General features: G+C 54.9%; 12 protein-coding genes, 2 tRNA genes and 2 other RNA genes. 8 read left to right on the top strand and 8 right to left on the bottom strand.

Annotation, left to right across the window (positions count from 1 at the left end; genetic code table 11):
• The coding region (locus ET34_RS0115735; RefSeq protein WP_031523650.1) for an iron-containing alcohol dehydrogenase at positions 1-1,703 on the top strand (1,703 nt) is incomplete at its 5' end.
• A 64-nt stretch (positions 1,704-1,767) separates the two neighbouring features.
• Here ET34_RS0115735 and tdk read toward each other — a convergent pair.
• Positions 1,768-2,370, bottom strand: a complete 603-nt coding sequence (tdk, locus tag ET34_RS0115730; protein WP_031523648.1) for a thymidine kinase — start codon at positions 2,368-2,370, stop codon at positions 1,768-1,770.
• 545 nt (positions 2,371-2,915) lie between these two features.
• Between tdk and hns the strand changes: the two genes are divergently transcribed.
• Positions 2,916-3,329 carry a histone-like nucleoid-structuring protein H-NS gene (hns, locus tag ET34_RS0115725; protein WP_031523647.1) on the top strand — a complete coding sequence of 138 codons (414 nt, stop codon included), beginning with the start codon at positions 2,916-2,918 and terminating at the stop codon, positions 3,327-3,329.
• Between the two features lie 419 nt (positions 3,330-3,748).
• Here hns and ET34_RS0115720 read toward each other — a convergent pair whose 3' ends face one another.
• From ET34_RS0115720 to rssB, 3 genes are all read right to left on the bottom strand, one after another.
• The gene (locus ET34_RS0115720; RefSeq protein ID WP_031523645.1) at positions 3,749-5,089 is read right to left on the bottom strand and encodes a UDP-glucose dehydrogenase family protein; all 1,341 of its coding nucleotides are present in this window, start codon (positions 5,087-5,089) and stop codon (positions 3,749-3,751) included.
• Between the two features lie 24 nt (positions 5,090-5,113).
• Entirely contained in the window at positions 5,114-6,022 is a 909-nt protein-coding gene (gene galU / locus ET34_RS0115715; protein WP_031523643.1) for a UTP--glucose-1-phosphate uridylyltransferase GalU, read from the bottom strand.
• A 199-nt stretch (positions 6,023-6,221) separates the two neighbouring features.
• Positions 6,222-7,235 carry a two-component system response regulator RssB gene (rssB, locus tag ET34_RS0115710; RefSeq protein ID WP_031523641.1) on the bottom strand — a complete coding sequence of 338 codons (1,014 nt, stop codon included), beginning with the start codon at positions 7,233-7,235 and terminating at the stop codon, positions 6,222-6,224.
• A 368-nt stretch (positions 7,236-7,603) separates the two neighbouring features.
• On the opposite strand from rssB, the gene ET34_RS0115705 reads away from it, so the two are divergent.
• The 6 genes from ET34_RS0115705 (at position 7,604) to ET34_RS22020 (ending at position 9,695) form a co-directional block, all read left to right on the top strand.
• Entirely contained in the window at positions 7,604-8,062 is a 459-nt protein-coding gene (locus tag ET34_RS0115705; protein ID WP_072002045.1) for a YchJ family protein, read from the top strand.
• A gap of 54 nt (positions 8,063-8,116) precedes the next feature.
• A complete protein-coding gene (gene purU, locus ET34_RS0115700) occupies positions 8,117-8,959 on the top strand; it encodes a formyltetrahydrofolate deformylase (RefSeq protein WP_031523638.1) in 843 nt (280 codons plus the stop codon).
• A gap of 161 nt (positions 8,960-9,120) precedes the next feature.
• Positions 9,121-9,205, top strand: a tRNA-Tyr gene (locus tag ET34_RS0115695).
• A 42-nt stretch (positions 9,206-9,247) separates the two neighbouring features.
• Positions 9,248-9,378, top strand: a non-coding RNA gene (locus ET34_RS22025) — RtT sRNA.
• A 53-nt stretch (positions 9,379-9,431) separates the two neighbouring features.
• A tRNA-Tyr gene (locus tag ET34_RS0115690) sits at positions 9,432-9,516 on the top strand.
• A 48-nt stretch (positions 9,517-9,564) separates the two neighbouring features.
• Positions 9,565-9,695: non-coding RNA, RtT sRNA (locus ET34_RS22020), on the top strand.
• A 168-nt stretch (positions 9,696-9,863) separates the two neighbouring features.
• Here the strand turns inward: ET34_RS22020 and narI are convergent.
• Genes narI through ET34_RS0115670 form a run of 4 tightly spaced genes read right to left on the bottom strand, consistent with a single transcriptional unit; the run spans position 9,864 to position 16,526 of the window.
• Positions 9,864-10,541 (bottom strand): respiratory nitrate reductase subunit gamma, encoded by a 678-nt coding sequence (gene narI / locus ET34_RS0115685; RefSeq protein ID WP_031523636.1) that lies wholly within the window; start codon positions 10,539-10,541, stop codon positions 9,864-9,866.
• Complete coding sequence (gene narJ / locus ET34_RS0115680) at positions 10,541-11,251, bottom strand: nitrate reductase molybdenum cofactor assembly chaperone (protein ID WP_031523634.1); 711 nt, start codon at positions 11,249-11,251, stop codon at positions 10,541-10,543. Before narJ ends, narI begins: the two co-directional genes overlap by 1 nt.
• A complete protein-coding gene (gene narH, locus ET34_RS0115675; RefSeq protein ID WP_031523633.1) occupies positions 11,248-12,783 on the bottom strand; it encodes a nitrate reductase subunit beta in 1,536 nt (511 codons plus the stop codon). The genes narJ and narH overlap by 4 nt, the downstream gene beginning before the upstream one ends.
• Positions 12,780-16,526 carry a nitrate reductase subunit alpha gene (locus tag ET34_RS0115670; protein WP_031523631.1) on the bottom strand — a complete coding sequence of 1,249 codons (3,747 nt, stop codon included), beginning with the start codon at positions 16,524-16,526 and terminating at the stop codon, positions 12,780-12,782. The genes narH and ET34_RS0115670 overlap by 4 nt, the downstream gene beginning before the upstream one ends.
• Between the last annotated feature and the right edge of the window lie 198 nt (positions 16,527-16,724).

Here is a 16,724-nt window from a genome sequence, read left to right as displayed (position 1 = left end):
TGGATGAGAGCGAGCCGTTTGCACACGAAAAACTCTCCCCTACTCTCGCTATGTATCGCGCCAAAGACTTTGATAATGCGGTAGAAAAAGCGGAGAAACTGGTGGCAATGGGCGGTATCGGTCACACATCCTGTCTCTACACTGACCAGGACAACCAGCCGGAACGCGTCGCTTACTTTGGTCAGATGATGAAAACCGCGCGTATTCTCATCAATACTCCGGCGTCTCAGGGCGGTATCGGTGACCTGTATAACTTCAAACTTGCGCCTTCTCTGACTCTGGGTTGTGGTTCATGGGGTGGTAACTCCATCTCTGAAAACGTTGGTCCGAAACACCTGATCAACAAGAAAACCGTTGCTAAGCGAGCTGAGAACATGTTGTGGCATAAACTTCCGAAATCAATCTACTTCCGCCGCGGCTCGCTGCCGATTGCGCTGGATGAAGTGATTACTGATGGTCACAAACGCGCCATCGTCGTCACTGACCGCTTCCTGTTTAACAACGGCTATGCAGACCAGATTACCTCTGTGCTGAAAGCCGCTGGCGTCGAAACAGAAGTGTTCTTCGAAGTCGAAGCTGACCCAACCCTGAGCGTGGTGCGCAAAGGTGCCGAGCTGATGAACGCCTTTAAACCGGACGTGATCATCGCGCTGGGCGGTGGCTCCCCGATGGACGCCGCGAAAATCATGTGGGTCATGTACGAGCATCCGGAAACCCATTTCGAAGAGCTGGCGCTGCGCTTTATGGATATCCGTAAACGTATCTACAAGTTCCCGAAAATGGGCGTGAAAGCGAAAATGATCGCCGTGACCACCACCTCCGGTACCGGTTCAGAAGTCACCCCGTTTGCCGTGGTGACCGACGATGCAACCGGGCAAAAATATCCGCTGGCAGACTATGCGCTGACTCCGGATATGGCGGTGGTTGACGCGAATCTGGTGATGGACATGCCGAAATCGCTGTGCGCCTTCGGTGGTCTGGATGCGGTTACTCACGCTCTGGAAGCTTACGTATCGGTACTGGCCTCTGAATTCTCTGACGGTCAGGCTCTGCAGGCACTGAAACTGCTGAAAGAGAATCTGCCGGCGTCTTACCATGAAGGGTCTAAAAACCCGGTGGCGCGTGAGCGTGTTCACAGTGCAGCGACTATCGCCGGTATCGCGTTTGCTAACGCCTTCCTCGGTGTATGCCACTCAATGGCGCATAAACTTGGCTCCCAGTTCCATATTCCTCACGGTCTGGCGAACGCCCTGCTTATCTCCAACGTGATTCGCTACAACGCTAACGATAACCCGACCAAACAGACGGCATTCAGCCAGTACGACCGTCCGCAGGCACGCCGTCGCTACGCTGAAATCGCAGACCACCTGGGTCTGAGCGCACCCGGCGATCGCACCGCAGCGAAAATCGAGAAGCTGCTGGCATGGCTGGAGAGCATCAAAGCTGAACTGGGTATTCCGAAGTCAATCCGTGAAGCGGGCGTGCAGGAAGCAGACTTCCTGGCCCACGTGGATAAACTTTCTGAAGATGCTTTTGATGACCAGTGCACCGGCGCTAACCCGCGTTATCCGCTGATTGCCGAGCTGAAACAGATCCTGCTCGACAGCTTCTATGGCCGTGAATTCACCGAAGGTGATACCCCGGCTAAACAGGAAGCGCTGCCAGTGGTAAAAGCAGACAAGAAAGCGAAAAAAATGGCATAACCGTAATGCCCGTAAAAAACCCGCCGGAAGGCGGGTTTTTTTATGGCTGGAACATGCCTGTACGTTACGCGTTAATCGCCTGTAGCGAGCCTCTGGCGAGCGCTTCTTTATAGTGTTTACGACACACCGAGACATAGCGTTCATTCCCCCCTATAACTACCTGCTCGCCCTCAGCATAGGGTTTACCCGTCTGGTCAAGCCGCAGCACCATGCTTGCTTTACGGCCGCAGAAACACACGGTTTTTAATTCAACCAGCTTATCCGACCATGCCAGCAAATACTGGCTGCCACTAAACAGTTCCCCACGGAAGTCGGTACGCAGCCCATAGCACAACACCGGGATATCCAGCACATCCACCACTTCTGACAGTTCATGGACCTGCTGACGCGTCAGAAACTGACTCTCATCCACCAGCACGCAATTAATGGGATTACGCTCGTGCTCACAACGAATATCCTCAAACAGCGCGGTATCCGTGTTAAAAAGGCTGGCGGGCGATGACAGCCCGATACGAGAACTTACTTTCCCCGCCCCAAACCTGTCGTCAATTTCCGCGGTGTAGACCAGGGTGCGCATACCCCGCTCCTGATAATTGTACGAAGACTGCAGCAACGCCGTGGATTTACCGGCATTCATTGCGGAGTAATAGAAATATAGTTGCGCCATTTACAGCGTCGCTCCTCGGATATTACGATGCGCGCGATTGTAGCATATACATTGTCATAAACAGCCGCTAATCCCGCGGCGCTGTCAGGGTTTTACGTTAAGCGAGGCCATAAAATATATAGCGCTGGCGCATTACCGGGCGTGCCGCCACGCGGGTTCCCCCGCCACCATTACCGGCGGCAGGCAAAGGGTCTGGTGCCAGTTTTATATAAAATGAAAGCACAGAATGCGTAAAATAATAATCACGCTCACACTTACTCAGGCGGATACAACGCGCTAATACTTAAGGTTGATATTTATCCATACTCACAATATTAGCGGGTCAGTGAGCGCCAGTCGCCAGCTGTTTCAGGATATGAATTTGCCTTGCGGAACGCCTTTTCGGTGTGACAGAGCGCGCTGAAATTAAGAAACGGCTATTTAAAAACGGGTCATTAATTCAGGTATTTTGAATTCCTTACATTCTCAGCTATTGCAGAACGTAAATTAAGACTCTATTATTAGCAGAACAAACCACCCCCAATATAAAGTTTGAGATTACTACAATGAGCGAAGCACTTAAAATTCTGAACAACATCCGTACTCTTCGTGCCCAGGCCAGAGAATGCACTCTCGAAACGCTTGAAGAAATGCTGGAAAAATTAGAAGTTGTTGTTAATGAGCGTCGCGAAGAAGAAAGCGCTGCTGCTGCGGAAATCGAAGAGCGTACTCGCAAACTTCAGCAATACCGTGAAATGCTGATTGCTGACGGCATCGATCCTAACGAACTGCTGAACAGCATGGGTGCAGCTAAAACCGGCGCTAAATCCAAACGCGCTGCTCGCCCGGCTAAATACAGCTACGTTGACGAGAATGGCGAAACTAAAACCTGGACCGGCCAGGGCCGTACTCCGGCTGTCATCAAGAAAGCCATGGATGAGCAGGGTAAACAGCTTGATGATTTCCTGATCAACGAGTAATGCTCTGGCGTTAATTCGTTAACCAAAATCCCGCTCCGGCGGGATTTTTTGTTTCTGTGGTACACCATGTTATAGCCCCTGCTCAGTTCCCCCCGCGTTAAGGTTAATTTTTGCACACCATTGTGTGGGCGCATCAGATGATTTCGCTGCGTTACGATAAATAAACTATATAAAATTAATGTTGGACACCGCACATTTTCGTTATAGCTCTCAGCTGTTGTTATCTCGTATGAAATTTTAGCTGGTGATAATTCTGCCAGCCGTAGCAGGTTTATTTTGTACAGATGTGGATACAGCTTTGTGAGAACTGACTGGCAGCAGGCGGCCATCGTAAGAAATGGAACATCAGCGACAGAGTACTGGCAAAGAAAAAGGGGCAGAAAGCCAGAACGCTTTCTGCCCCTTATTTAAGGGATCAATCAGGCAATATTGAGGGATGCCCCACGGCCAATACCGTAATAGGTGAAGCCGCGTTTACGCAATCTTTCCGGATCGAACAGGTTACGTCCGTCGAAAATTACCGGCTCTCTGAGAACGTTTTTGATGATATCGAAATCAGGCGCTTTAAAGCTCTGCCACTCGGTGCAAATAACCAGCGCATCTGCGCCCTGCATGGCGGCTTCTTTGGTACCCATCAGACGTAAATCAGTGCGGTGACCATAAATACGCTGCGCCTCATCCATCGCTTCCGGATCGTAGGCCTGCACGGAGGCGCCGCGTTTCCACAGCTCTTCCATCAGCACGCGACTGGAAGCTTCACGCATATCATCGGTATTGGGTTTAAATGACAGCCCCCAAAGTGCGAAGGTTTTGCCGTTTAAATCCTCACCGAAATGACGGCGAATGAAATCAGGCAGCTTCATTTTCTGATCGTCGTTGACGTCTTCCACCGCTTTGAGCAGACGCGGCACATAGCCGATATGCTCTGCGGTACGGATCAACGCCTGCACGTCTTTCGGGAAGCACGAGCCGCCATAGCCGCAACCGGGATAGATGAAGCTGTAGCCGATGCGGGAGTCGGAGCCGATGCCCTGACGCACCTTCTCAACATCCGCGCCCAGACGCTCTGCAAGGTTAGCGATTTCATTCATAAAGCTGATTTTGGTCGCCAGCATGCAGTTGGCCGCATATTTGGTCAGCTCTGCGCTGCGGATATCCATCAGGATCATACGGTCGTGATTGCGGTTAAACGGCTCATACAGCTCGCGCAGCAGATCGACCACATCCTCGTTATCAGTACCGACGACAATGCGCTCAGGGCGCATACAGTCGGCCACCGCCGCACCTTCTTTAAGGAATTCCGGGTTGGAAACCACATCGAAGTTCAGCTCCACGCCGCGTTGCTTAAGCGCTTCCAGCATCACGCCGCGCACTTTATCTGCGGTGCCTACTGGTACCGTCGATTTGTCGATAACGACTTTATGCGAAGTCATGTATTTCGCAATGGTCTGCGCCACGGCGACAACATATTTAAGATCGGCGGAACCATCTTCATCCGGCGGCGTGCCAACGGCGATAAACTGCATCACGCCGTGATTAACCCCTTCTTCCGGATTGGTACTGAAATGCAATCGACCCTCTTCATAGTTTTTCTTCACTAAGGGAGTCAGACCAGGTTCATAGATAGGGATGATCCCCTGCTTCAGGTTCTCTACTTTAGCCTCGTCCACGTCGATGCACATTACGTCATGCCCGACTTCCGCAAGCACGGCTGCCTGCACCAGACCTACGTAGCCAATACCAAACACGGTTACTTTCATTGCTTTATCCTGCGATAAATGAGATTACTTTTTGTCGCCTACAGTCTCGTTGAGCCAGGCAGTGAATTCTGCGCCCAGAGTTTTGTGACGAACGCCGTATTCAACAAATGCCTGCATGTAGCCCAGCTTGTTACCGCAGTCGTGGCTCTTGCCTTTCATGTGGTAAGCCTCAACAGTCTCTTTATCCATCAGCATTGCGATGGAGTCAGTCAGCTGGATCTCGTCACCGGCTCCCGGAGGGGTTTTGGCCAGCAGAGGCCAGATATCAGCGCCGAGAACGTAACGGCCTACGACAGCCAGATTGGACGGCGCTACATCAGCTTTAGGTTTCTCAACGATACCGACCATCGGCACACTGTCTCCTGCTTTCAGCTCCACGCCTTTGCAGTCAACCACGCCGTATGCGGTCACGTCTTCTACAGGCTCAACCATGATCTGGCTGTTGCCAGTCTCATCGAAGCGCTTGATCATCTCGGCAAGGTTGTCCTGAGAGAGGTCAGATTCAAACTCATCAAGGATAACGTCAGGCAGGATCACCGCGACCGGCTCGTCACCCACAACCGGGTGGGCACACATCACCGCGTGACCGAGGCCTTTCGCCAGCCCCTGACGCACCTGCATGATGGTCACGTGCGGCGGGCAAATAGACTGAACTTCTTCGAGCAGCTGACGCTTCACGCGTTTTTCCAGCATGGCTTCCAGTTCGAAGCTGGTATCGAAGTGGTTTTCAATGGAGTTTTTTGAAGAGTGGGTAACCAGAACAATTTCGGTAATGCCGGCAGCGATACACTCGTTAACAACATATTGAATTAACGGTTTATCAACCAGTGGCAGCATTTCTTTCGGGATCGCCTTAGTAGCAGGCAACATCCGGGTTCCTAATCCCGCGACAGGGATTACTGCTTTTTTCACTTTCGAATTAATGGCAGCCATGTAAATTCTCCTGGACCTTTCAAGTTTTACACTTGTACGTCAATTAAAAACGCGTTCGAGTATATCAGGTTAGAAATTAAATCCGCGCCCGAATACCCGCCGCAGCGGCAATTTAGGACTAATACGAATAAAGCTGACGAGATATTACCACCGGCTCAGACAGCCCGGAAAAGCTATCTGAGATCCCCGGTTCAAATGCTCATTCCGCAGACAGCATCAGGCGCAGACGCCCGCCAGCGCCCCAGATCTGGCACTGCCAGGAGTCGCTGCGCTGGCTGATTTGGTTTAAGTAAGTATTTCCTAATGTTCCAAGCGGAACACCGTTACTTAACTGAATTTGATGCTCACCAGTATTGAGGGTGGCGTTAAGGCCTGCGGAAACTAATATCAGATTTTTTAACCCGCTATGGTAATAACCAACCAGCAGCGGAAATTGCCCCGGTAAATTTGCCTGGCGCAACAGTTGGTTAACCTGCTTAAGTAAATTACCCAACTCCGGTAAGCGCTGACGCTGGCGTGAAAGCTGCTCCTGTAATAACCCGTTAAATAAAGCGCGCAATAATAAAGCAGCCAGTACGCCATTATCTCCGGCGCGGGTTACATCAAGACAATAAAAGGCTAAATCCTGGTCAGAGAGCGGTGCGATATCCAGCACCAGGCCAGGCTCATCGGCAGCCACCAGCTGGCGATAGTTAATACGACAGCTGGACATCACCTGCTGAACCGGCGGCTGCAGCTCCTGCAACAGCTTTGCCGCGGCGCTCGGGTTGGCGACCAGCGCATCCCAGTCCTGAAACAGCTGGTCCTCTTCTTCAACCCGGGAATTAAACATTGTTGGATAGAGGCAGGCGAACACGGTTTCCCGCAGGCGGGTAAAATCTTTCACGGGTTTAAGCAGCACATCCTGCACCCCGAGACGCAGTGCTTTAGCGATATCCGACATATTATCGGTGCCGGAAATCACCAGAATCGGCGTCTGGTTACCCTCATTCCGAACCTGTTCAACCAGCTTCAGGCCGTTCATACGCGGCATCTCAAGATCGCAGATCATCAGATCCGGTATCCACTCCGCCAGTCTTTCAAGCGCTTCTACGCCATCGAATGCAAGCTGGGTAGTCGCACCCAATGACGTTAACCATGAATCCAGCAGTGAGCGGAAAACGGGCTCGTCCTCAACGATCAATATCTGTTTTCCGGTCAATGGTTGCGTCATTTTCTCTCCCCTGACGTGCGTTATCTCAATAGTGGCATGCTATAGCCGGTAACGCCTGTCAGAATTGGCTGATGTATGGCAAAAAACGGGTGCAAAACCGAGCGATCGCACCAAAAGCTTACTGTTATCGTCGATAGTAACAAAGAAATCTCATTTTTTCAGGGTGTTAACATGATGTTTTACAATAAGCGAAGCGGTAAAACAAAATGATGCGCCCTGACGCGAATAATGCGCCTCACTGCTTTCCTTGTTCATACCCGGAGCCGACCGGTTGGGCGGCGATGTGGCATGGCATCAGTGATGGCGCTCGGTTAACATAAGCGTCTCACATGCATTTGCGCATTCAAAAACATCCTGAGGAGACCGTCGTGTCGCAACCTTGTCCCTGTGGCAGCGCACTGGAGTATAGCTTATGTTGCGGGCCTTACCTGGCCTTTGACCGCATCCCGGCCACCCCTGCGCTGCTGATGCGCTCCCGTTACTGCGCTTTTGCGATGAAAAACGCCGACTATCTGGTGGCTACCTGGCACCCATCCTGCCACGCTGAAACGTTCAAATCTGACATCGCGGCGGGTTTCGCCACCACCCACTGGCTGGGCCTGACAATTTACGAGGAAGCCGACGGCAGCACGCCTGATGAAGGATTCGTCAGCTTTGTTGCACGTTTTCAGGAAAACGACAAAAGTGGTGCTATTATCGAGCGCTCGCGTTTTCTGCGTGACGGCGCCCGTTGGTACTATATCGACGGAACGCGCCCGCAGCCTGGACGTAACGATCCCTGCCCCTGCGGCTCAGGGAAAAAATTTAAAAAGTGTTGCGGCCAGTAACCGGCTTCAGCAACACGCTTATTGCAAACACTGTTCAACAGGATCTGCCCCGAGATGCAATCTCTTCAACGTAAAGTTCTGCGTACCATCTGCCCTGACCAGAAAGGGCTTATTGCACGCATCACCAATATCTGTTACAAGCACGAGCTCAACATCGTGCAGAACAATGAATTCGTCGATCACCGCACCGGCCGCTTTTTCATGCGTACCGAGCTGGAAGGCATTTTTAACGACGCCACGCTGCTTGCCGATCTCGACAGCGCGCTGCCGGAAGGTTCGGTACGCGAGCTCAACCCGGCCGGACGTCGTCGCGTGGTTATTCTGGTGACCAAAGAGGCGCACTGCCTTGGCGATCTGCTGATGAAAGCGAACTACGGCGGGCTGGATGTGGAGATCGCGGCCGTGATCGGCAACCACGACACGCTGCGCACGCTGGTTGAGCGCTTCGACATTCCGTTCCAGCTGGTAAGCCATGAAGGGCATACCCGCGAAGAGCATGACGCGTTAATGGCGCAGGCGATTGAAAGCTACGATCCGGATTACGTGGTGCTGGCCAAATACATGCGCGTACTCACGCCGTCGTTTGTGGCACGTTTCCCGAATAAGATCATCAATATTCACCACTCGTTCCTGCCGGCCTTTATCGGCGCGCGTCCTTATCATCAGGCCTATGAGCGCGGCGTGAAAATCATCGGCGCTACGGCACACTACGTGAATGATAATCTGGATGAAGGCCCGATCATCATGCAGGACGTGATTCACGTTGATCATACTTATACCGCGGAAGACATGATGCGTGCCGGACGTGACGTTGAGAAAAACGTTTTAAGCCGTGCGCTGTATCAGGTGCTGGCGCAACGCGTCTTCGTCTACGGTAACAGAACGATTGTTCTTTAAACTTTTTGGGAATCTGTTGCTTAGCTTTCCGGCGTTACGGGTAAAAAGTACGCAAACAACATAGATTCCCTTAAGGAATGCTTTACAGCGGCGCTTCATTTGATATGATGCGCCCCGCTTCCCACAAGGAAGCAGGCCAATAGCAACATGCATTGCCCCGTGGTGGGGTTCCCGAGCGGCCAAAGGGAGCAGACTGTAAATCTGCCGTCATCGACTTCGAAGGTTCGAATCCTTCCCCCACCACCATTATTAACCACAGCGATGTGGTAACCCTGATAGTCAGACGTGAGGTTTGCACTGTCGGGAAGGGTGAGAACCTTCGTTAAGGTTCGACTTGAGCGAAAGCGAAAGTATATTGCCGAAGGCAATGGCCCGAAGGGTGAGGAGCGAAGCGACGAATAATCCTTCCCCCACCACCATCTTCACGCCTCCGCAGTGAATCGGCGTAAGCCACTACAATATGAATACCCCTGGTGGGGTTCCCGAGCGGCCAAAGGGAGCAGACTGTAAATCTGCCGTCATCGACTTCGAAGGTTCGAATCCTTCCCCCACCACCATCTTCTGCATAATCCGCTAAACTAAAAAGCCATTAACTGTTGCGCCATGATTCTCTGCACAGGGGAAGGATGAGAAGCTTCGATTAAGGTTCGATTCGAGCGTAGCGAGAACGCGTTGCCGCAGGCAACGACCCGAAGGGCGAGTCGCACCACGGCGAGTTATCCTTCCCCCACCACCATCTTCTGAATGACCCACTCACACAAAATCACCAACCGATGCGCCATGATTCAACGTAGGGCGGGTAAGCCTGCGCACCCGCCGCGTTCAAAGCACCGCGTATTACCTACACGCTTACACCCATAAAAAAACCCGGCCAGAGCCGGGTTTTGTCGCCGTACCCGCGCCGTTAACGGCGGGCGCGTACTACCTGATATTTACGGGTGAAATACTCCACCGGCGCGCTCCAGACGTGCACCAGACGGGTGAACGGGAACACCAGGAACAGCGTCATGCCCAGCACGAGGTGCATGCGGAAGATAAACGCCACGCCGTCCAGATGCTCAGCAGCACCGCCGCGGAAGGTCACAACCGACTGCGCCCAGCCCACCAGCTTCATCATCTCTGAACCGTCCATATGCTGCGCCGAGAACGGAATGGTGATCAGCCCCAGGGTGCACTGCGTCATCAGCAGCACCAGGATAAGAATATCCGCCCCGGTAGAGGTAGCGCGTATACGCGGATTAAGCAGGCGACGTTTGAGCAGCAGCAGCCCACCCACCAGCGTCATGGCACCAAACACCCCACCGGCAATCATTGCCAGCTTTTGTTTCATCGCAATCGGCAAAAACGCTTCGTACATCCAGTGCGGGGTTAACATCCCGAACAGGTGGCCGAAGAAAATCCCGAGGATCCCGAAGTGAAACAGGTTGGAAGCCATGTTCATGCCCTTGCGGTCAAGCATCTGGCTTGAGCCCGCGCGCCAGGTGTACTGACCATAGTCATAACGCAGCCAGCTGCCGACCAGGAACACGGTGCCGGCGATGTAGGGATAGATCCCGAAGAAAAACGTATTCAGAAAGTCCATCACTGCTGCCCTCCCGTTGGAATAGTAAGATATTGCGGCGCGACAGCACCGGCAAAACGACGCTGATGGTTACCGATGGCGTTATCACCACACCCCTGCTCGGAGTAGAACTTCACCTGCTCCTCTTCCCACACCGCATCCAGCGCCTGCGGCGTATCGTCACGGGCTTCGTTCGCGATCTTCTCCGCGACCTGTTGGCTGTCCACGGCGGTTTCGCACAGCCCCAGCAGTAGCTCAAACAGTACTGCATACGCGCTTTCACGCTGGTTGAGGCGTGCCGCGAGCAGCGCCAGGATCGGCGCGACGTCCTGCAGACCGGCAATCGCCTCCTGATGCGGCAGCTGGGCCAGGTACTCCAGATAGAGTGGCAGGTGATCCGGCAGTTCGCGGCTGTCGAGCATCAGCCCGGCGCGCTCATACTGCGAGAGCAGATCGACCATCGCCTGACCGCGATCGCGGGATTCGCCGTGCACGTGCTCGAATAACAGCATGGAGGTGGCGCGGCCACGGTCGAACAGTTCACCGTAGCTGGCCTGGGCGTCCAGCAGATCCTGCTGCGTCAGATCGCGAATAAATACGCCAAGCTGATGTGCCTGCTTCAGCGACAGATGCTCTGCCTGCGCGAGGGCTTCAAACAGCTCGCCCTGATGCTGCCACAGGGCAGCATCCGGATACTCCAGCAGGCGGGAGATAATCAACAGTTCAGTCATGGGCGGGGCTCCGTTTTCACCGTCACGTCAATAGCATCGATGCGGCGGCTGTTGAACAGGTTGAACTTGCCGTCTGAACCATGGCAGCCGTCACCGAAGCTGAAACCGCAGCCGTTGCGTTCCGGGAACGCATCCGCAGCCAGTTCGCGATGGCTGGACGGCACCACGAAACGATCTTCGTAGTTGGCGATAGCCAGGTAACGGTACATCTCCTGCGCCTGTGCTTCGCTCAGGCCGACTTCTTCCAGCGCGCGCAGATCGTTGACGCCGTCCACGGTTTCCGCACGTTTGTAGTGGCGCATTGCCAGCATACGTTTCAGCGCCAGCAGCACCGGGGCAGTGTCACCCGCGGTCAGCAGGTTAGCCAGATACTGCACCGGAATACGCAGGCTTTCGACGTCCGGCAGGATCCCGTTGCGACCCAGCTCGCCTGCATCGGCAGCCGACTGGATCGGTGACAGCGGCGGCACGTACCAGACCATCGGCAGGGTGCGGTATTCAGGATGCAGCGGCAGAGCAAGCTTCCAGTCCATCGCCAGTTTCCACACCGGCGACTGCTGTGCGGCGTCGATCACGCTCTGCGGTACGCCATCTTTCAGCGCCTGTTCGATCACTGCCGGATCGTTCGGGTCGAGGAACACGTCCAGCTGGCGCTGATAGAGATCTTTCTCGCTCTCGGTGCTGGCAGCGTTCTCAATCGCGTCCGCGTCATACAGCAACACGCCGAGGTAGCGAATACGTCCAACGCAGGTCTCAGAACACACGGTTGGCATCCCGGCTTCGATACGCGGGTAGCAGAAAATGCACTTCTCAGATTTACCGCTCTTCCAGTTGAAGTAGATTTTTTTGTACGGGCAACCGGTAATGCACATGCGCCAGCCGCGGCATTTGTCCTGATCGATCAGTACGATGCCATCTTCTTCACGCTTGTAGATGGCACCGCTCGGGCAGGTAGCCACGCATGCCGGGTTGAGACAGTGCTCACACAGGCGCGGCAGGTACATCATGAAGGTGTTTTCAAACTGGCCGTACATCGCCTTCTGCATATTGTCGAAGTTTTTATCGTGACCGCGTTTTTCAAACTCGCCGCCGAGGATCTCTTCCCAGTTCGGGCCGGTCTCGATTTTCTTCATGCGCTGACCGGTGATCAGCGAGCGCGGACGCGCAATCGGCTGATGTTTGCCTTCCGGCGCGTTGTGCAGATGCTGATAGTCGTAGTCAAACGGCTCGTAGTAGTCATCGATGCCCGGCAGATGCGGGTTAGCGAAGATTTTACCGAGCAGCATCGCCCGGCCACCCATGCGCGGCTGCAGTTTGCCATTGATTTTACGGATCCAGCCGCCCTTCCATTTCTCCTGGTTCTCCCAGTCGTTGGGGAAGCCGACGCCGGGTTTACTTTCCACGTTATTGAACCACGCGTACTCCATCCCTTCCCGGCTGGTCCACACGTTTTTACAGGTGACTGAGCAGGTGTGGCAGCCGATGCACTTGTCCAGATTCAGCACCATGCCGACTTGTGAACGAATTTTCATTTTGCGCTCTCCTGTACCTGGTCATTGCCTTCGCCATCTAACCAGTCGATATTTTTCATCTTACGTACCACGACGAATTCATCGCGGTTGGACCCGACGGTGCCGTAGTAGTTGAAGCCGTAGGCCTGATGGGCGTAGCCACCGATCATATGGGTCGGTTTCGGGCTGATGCGGGTCACCGAGTTGTGGATCCCGCCGCGCTGGCCGGTGATTTCCGAACCCGGAATATTCACGATGCGTTCCTGAGCGTGATACATCATGGTCATCCCCGCCGGCACGCGCTGGCTGACCACCGCACGGGCTGTGAGCGCGCCATTGGCGTTGAACGCTTCGATCCAGTCGTTATCCTCAATCCCCAGCTCTTTGGCATCCACTTCACTCATCCAGACAATCGGACCGCCGCGCGACAGGGTCAGCATCAGCAGGTTATCGCTGTAGGTGGAGTGAATGCCCCATTTCTGGTGCGGCGTCAGGAAGTTCAGCGCCTTCTCCGGATTGCCGTTCGATTTCTGGCCCATCACCGCTTTAACGGAACGGGTATCAATCGGCGGACGGTACACCAGCAGACTTTCGCCGAAGTCACGCATCCACGGGTGATCCTGATAAATCTGCTGACGGCCGGTCAGGGTGCGCCACGGGATCAGCTCGTGGACGTTGGTGTAACCCGCGTTATAGGAAACGTGCTCATCCTCGAGGCCAGACCAGGTCGGGCTGGAGATGATTTTGCGCGGCTGTGCCTGAATATCGCGGAAGCGGATTTTCTCTTCCTCTTTATTCGTCGCCAGATGGGTATGGTCGCGCCCGGTAAATTCGCTCAGCGCCGCCCATGCTTTCACCGCCACATGCCCGTTGGTTTCCGGCGCGAGGGTGAGGATCATTTCCGCCGCATCGATAGCTGTATTGAGCATCGGCTGGCCTTTGGCCGGACCTTCTGCCTTGGTGTAATTGAGCTTGCGCAGCAGATCCATCTCGGTCTGGGTATTCCAGGCGATGCCCTTGCCCCCGTTGCCGATCTTATCCAGCAGCGGACCGATAGAGGTGAAGCGCTCGTAAGTCGCCGGGTAATCACGTTCCACCACCATAATGTGCGGCGCGGTTTTGCCCGGGATCAGGTCGCATTCGCCTTTTTTCCAGTCTTTCACATCCAGCGGCTGAGCCAGTTCGGCCGCCGAGTCGTGCTGAATCGGCAGGGTCACCACGTCAGTTTCTGTCCCCAGGTGCCCGACGCACACCTCGGAGAATTTCTTCGCGATGCCCTTGTAGATTTCCCAGTCGCTTTTTGATTCCCAAGCCGGGTCTACCGCGGCGGAAAGCGGATGAATAAACGGATGCATATCCGAGGTATTCATGTCGTCTTTCTCATACCAGGTGGCGGTCGGCAGCACGATATCGGAATAGAGACAGGTGCTGGAGAGACGGAAGTCGAGGGTCACGACCAGGTCGAGCTTCCCGTCGAGGCCGTTATCCTGCCATTCAATCTCTTCGGGCTTCACGCCGCCCTGCTGACCCAGATCCTTGCCCTGAATACCATTCTCGGTGCCGAGCAGGTATTTGAGCATGTACTCATGCCCTTTCCCGGAGGAACCAAGCAGGTTGGAGCGCCAGACAAACAGATTACGCGGATGGTTCTTACCGTTTTCCGGCTCTTCTGCCGCGAAACGGATCTCTCCGGACTTCAGCGCCTTGACGGTGTAATCCACCGGATTCATCCCGGCGGCATCGGCCGCAGCCTTGATGCGCAGCGGGTTGGTGCCCAACTGCGGCGCCGACGGCAGCCAGCCCATACGTTCAGCGCGCACGTTGAAGTCAATGAGGTGACCGGTATAGCGCGATTTATCCGCCAGCGGGGAGAGCAGTTCTTGTGCAGTCAGGGATTCATAGCGCCACTGGCTGGAGTGGTTGTAGAAGAAAGAAGTGCTGTTCATGTGGCGCGGCGGACGGCTCCAGTCGAGGCCGAACGCCAGCGGCTGCCAGCCGGTCTGCGGACGCAGTTTTTCCTGGCCCACATAGTGTGCCCAGCCGCCGCCGCTCTGGCCGACGCAACCGCAGAACACCAGCATGTTGATAAGCCCACGGTAGTTCATGTCCATGTGGAACCAGTGGTTCATACCGGCACCGACGATGATCATCGAACGGCCATGGGTTTTATCGGCGTTATCCGCAAATTCACGCGCGGTACGAATAATCTGCGTGCGCGGCACACCGGTGATCTGCTCGGCCCAGGCCGGAGTATAGGCTTTCACTTCGTCATAGCTGGATGCCGCGTTGGCATCCCCCAGCCCGCGCTCAAGACCGTAGTTCGCCAGCGTCAGATCGTAGACCGTGGTCACCAGCGCGGTTTCGCCATTTGCCAGCTGCAGGCGCTTCGCCGGCAGCTTATGCACCAGCACGTTGTCGAGCGCCACGTTGGTGAAGTGCTCGGTGCCGTCGCCGCCGAAGTACGGGAAGCCGACATCGGCGATTTCATCATGGCTGCCGAGCAGGCTCAGGCGCAGTTCGGCTTCTTCACCGCTGGTGCCGTTACGCTGCTCCAGGTTCCACTTGCCCTTCTCGCCCCAGCGGAAGCCAATTGAACCGTTCGGAGCAACCAGCTCGCCGCTGCGGTTATCGCAAGCGATGGTTTTCCACTCGGGATTGTTCTCCTGGCCCAGCGCATCCACCAGATCCGAGGCGCGCAGCATGCGGCCTGCCGCGTACATGCCGTCGCGCTCTTCGAGCATCACCAGCATCGGCATGTCGGTGTAGCGGCGAACGTAATCAGTGAAGTACTGGCTCGGGTTGTCGAGGTGGAATTCGCGCAGCATGACGTGGCCCATCGCCAGCGCCATCGCGCTGTCGGTACCCTGCTTCGGTGCCAGCCAGAGGTCGCACAGCTTGGCGATTTCCGCGTAGTCCGGGGTAACCGCCACGGTTTTGGTGCCTTTGTAGCGTACTTCGGTAAAGAAGTGCGCATCCGGGGTACGGGTCTGCGGAACGTTTGAGCCCCAGGCAATGATGTAACTGGAGTTGTACCAGTCCGCGGATTCCGGGACGTCGGTCTGCTCGCCCCAGGTCATCGGTGAGGCCGGCGGCAGGTCGCAGTACCAGTCGTAGAAGCTCAGGCAGGTGCCGCCGATGAGCGACAGATAACGCGCCCCGGAAGCATAGGACACCATCGACATCGCCGGGATCGGCGAGAAGCCAGCGATACGGTCCGGGCCGTAGGTTTTCGCGGTATAGACGTTAGACGCCGCGATCAGCTCGTTCACTTCCTGCCACGAAGAACGGACAAAGCCGCCGCGACCGCGGGCCTGCTTGAAGCTTTTCGCTTTATCGCTGTCTTCGATAATGGAAGCCCAGGCATCAACCGGATCGCTGTGGCGGGTTTTCGCTTCGCGCCAGAGTTTAATCAGGCGTTTACGCATCAGCGGATATTTCAGGCGGTTAGCGCTGTAGAGATACCAGGAGTAGCTGGCACCGCGTGGGCAGCCGCGTGGCTCATGGTTAGGCATATCCGGCCGGGTGCGCGGATAGTCAGTCTGTTGGGTTTCCCAGGTAACCAGACCGTTTTTGACGTAAATCTTCCAGCTACAGGAGCCGGTGCAGTTTACGCCGTGGGTGGAGCGCACGATTTTGTCGTGCTGCCAGCGCTGGCGGTAACCCTCCTCCCAGTCGCGGTTGGTGTTTAATAACTGGCCGTGCCCCTCGGCAAAGGTTTCGCCCTTCTGCTTGAAGTAGCGGAACCGGTCCAGAAATTTGCTCATCAGCGTTTCTCCTGTATGGAGCCTTCAGGCTCTTCTGGTAAATCGACATTGCTGGAATTGACGGCAAAGTAGCCCTTACGGCAGGAGGGGGAATTGATAACGATCAAGCGGGTAAGCCTTTGAAAAAAGGCTCTTTAGCAGAGGTACCACCAAAGGATAAGATCGCAAATTTGGCTATCACATTGATTTATATGCTTT

This window comes from Siccibacter colletis (assembly GCF_000696575.1).
In the GTDB taxonomy this organism is placed as follows: Bacteria; Pseudomonadota; Gammaproteobacteria; order Enterobacterales; family Enterobacteriaceae; genus Siccibacter; species Siccibacter colletis.
Note: the sequence above shows the minus strand (reverse complement) of the source record. Positions and strands in the feature narration are given on the sequence as shown.